Here is a 1,930-nt window from a genome sequence, read left to right on the forward strand (position 1 = left end):
CCATGGGCTGGCCGGACGCCGCGCCCTTCGACGCCATCCTGGTGGCGGCTGCCGCGCCCGCCCCGCCGCCCGCCCTGCGCGAACAGCTCGACATCGGTGGCCGGCTCTTGATCCCGTCGGCGAAGACCCTACAGCCAGCGTCTCGTCAGGACCGCACGAAGGGCAGCCGCGACCTACAGGGAGGAGGATTTCGGCGGCGGCCGGTTCCTCCCGCTCATCGGCGAACAATGCGGGGCCCGAAGAGGACTGACGCGCGGCGCCAACCGTTCCCAATCCGGCCGCGCTTGACGCTGCCGGATTGTCGCTTAAGGACTAGCGGTTCCACCCAACAAAGGCAGAACGGCATGTTCCATCCCGATTTCACGACGCTCAGAATCTTCCTTGCCGTCTACAATCTGGGCAACATCAGCAAGGCGGCGGCGCGCGAGAACATCGCGTCGTCGGCGATCAGCAAGCGCCTCCACTCGCTTGAATCGGAACTCGGGGCGCCGCTGTTCTATCGGCATTCGCGCGGCGTCGAGGCGACGCCCGCCGGCGAGATGCTCGCCAAGCACGCGGCGACCCTGTTCAGCCAGATCAACCGGATGACCTCGGAGATGAGCACCTTCGCCTCCGGCGTCGCCGGCCAGGTGCGCATTCACGCGCACACCTCGGCCATCGTTCAATACATGCCGAGCCAGATCGCCAGCTTCACCAAGGCCTATCCCTCGGTGAAGATCATCCTGGTCGAGGATTCGAGCCTCGGCGTCCTGCAGGCGACGATCGAGGGCCTGACGGACATCGGTATCCTCGCGGGCAACATGGCCTTCCCGGATGCGCTGGATGTCTTCGACTACAGGCACGACAAGCTGGTGGTTCTGGTTCCGGCCGGCCACCCGCTCAGCACGTCGGGCGGGGTGCGCTTTGCCGACACGCTCGGCTTCGACCATGTCGGGCTCGCCGTCACCAGTTCGCTCGGCACCCTGCTCGCGGGTGCGGCCGACGCGCTCAGCATGACGCTGAAGACGTGCATCGAGGTGAAGACCTTCGAATCGGCCGTGCGTATGGTCGAGGCCGGGCTCGGCATCACTATCCTGCCGGACGGCGTGCTGGCCGACAAAGTCGGCAACGACCGGGTCTGCGCCATTCCGCTGCTCGACGAATGGTCGACGCGTCCGCACGTCATCTGCGTCCGCAACGACCGACAGCTGACGACCGCGGCGCTGTTCATGCTCGATCACCTGCGGTCCGTCCCATAGCGGTGATCGCCAGCCGCCGCCGATCGTCGCTGTTTGATAAGGGGGGCCTGCCGAACCGATACTGTCGCGTCGGCGGCAGCCATCATAACGTCGCGCCGTGTTCACCAGTATCGGGTCCAGGATCGCAAACCGGTCTTCGGCAAGCGCGATGCATCCATTCAAAGCGTGGGCGTCCATCCCCGTCGGGGAGATACGGCGCTCCGGGAGAATTTCATGAGAGAGAACTCTTTTCGGCTCGCGATCATGCCGGGCGACGGCATCGGCGTCGAGGTTATGGAGGCGGCGACGGCGGTGCTGGAGGTGATCGAGAAGCGTCACGACATCGGCTTCAAGATGGAGCGCGTCAATGGCGGCGCCCGCCAGTATCAGGAGACCGGCGTCGCCATGACCGAAGAGGGATTCGAGGCGGCCGAACGGGCCGACGCCATCCTGTTCGGCGCCATGGGCTCGCCGGACATCCGCCATCCCGACGGCACCGAGCCAGCCCCCCAGCTCGACATGCGCTTTCGCATGAAGCTCTACGCGGGCCTGCGCCCGATCCGGGCCATTCCCGGCGTGCCGCTGGCGCTGGCTTCGCCGCGCGCTTCCGAGATCGATTTCGCGCTGGTGCGAGAATCGACCGAGGGGCTGTTTGCCTCGCGCGGCAAGGGCATCGTGACCGACGACAAGGTCGCCACCGACACGATGCGGAT

2 protein-coding genes and 1 pseudogene are annotated in these 1,930 nt (G+C 66.3%); all 3 read left to right on the forward strand.

Translation table 11 applies throughout. The features are described 5' to 3' along the window. Window positions 1-2: 2 nt before the first annotated feature. Window positions 3-104, forward strand: a pseudogene (locus EN984_RS39120) (protein-L-isoaspartate(D-aspartate) O-methyltransferase); the annotation flags it as partial. A gap of 240 nt (window positions 105-344) precedes the next feature. Further along, window positions 345-1,238, forward strand: coding sequence for a LysR family transcriptional regulator (locus EN984_RS32780; protein ID WP_024504879.1), 894 nt, complete (start codon window positions 345-347; stop codon window positions 1,236-1,238). Window positions 1,239-1,451: 213 nt separating this feature from the next. After that, the coding region (locus EN984_RS32785; RefSeq protein ID WP_245480169.1) for an isocitrate/isopropylmalate family dehydrogenase at window positions 1,452-1,930 on the forward strand (479 nt) is incomplete at its 3' end.

Source organism: Mesorhizobium sp. M7A.F.Ca.CA.004.12.1.1 (assembly GCF_003997835.1).
In the GTDB taxonomy this organism is placed as follows: Bacteria; Pseudomonadota; Alphaproteobacteria; order Rhizobiales; family Rhizobiaceae; genus Mesorhizobium.

Bases quoted from the DNA above. Each gene is read 5' to 3' on its own strand.
- EN984_RS32780 (WP_024504879.1), top strand. From the start codon at position 345: ATGTTCCATCCCGATTTCACGACGCTCAGAATCTTCCTTGCCGTCTAC.